Source organism: Segatella copri (assembly GCF_019127135.1).
Classification (GTDB): Bacteria; Bacteroidota; Bacteroidia; order Bacteroidales; family Bacteroidaceae; genus Prevotella.
Genome location: NZ_JAHOEA010000219.1, coordinates 1 through 314, shown reverse-complemented (window position 1 = coordinate 314; position 314 = coordinate 1). Strand labels below are relative to the sequence as shown.

At 53.5% G+C, this 314-nt stretch carries 1 protein-coding gene; it reads left to right on the top strand.

Annotated features, from left to right (window positions below; all coding sequences use genetic code 11):
* Window positions 1–118: 118 nt before the first annotated feature.
* Window positions 119–314: plasmid mobilization protein (locus tag KSW37_RS15935; protein ID WP_437183423.1), on the top strand; the 196-nt coding region annotated here is incomplete at its 3' end.

The window sequence follows — 314 nt, the reverse complement described above, 5'->3', positions numbered from 1 at the left end:
GAGGGAGCGAGGTTATGTTTTGGGAACCCCAAAACGCCTCGCTCCACCATGAGGGCGGAGGAATTTTGCTCCCGACGGTCGCAGAAAGTAAGTGTACCAACTGTAAACAGTATATCGAATGACAAACATACAGGAACAGAATAGGAAAAAGGGCGGAAGACCGCCTACGGGCAGGGTTCGCAAGCTGTCGAAGTCTGTCACGGTGAAGTTCTCTAAGCCAAGCTACGAGGCTTTGAGACTGAGGGCGAGAAAAGCCAATCGCAAGTTGGCGGAGTACATCCGTGAGTCCGCCTTGAACGGCGTGGTGGTCAGCG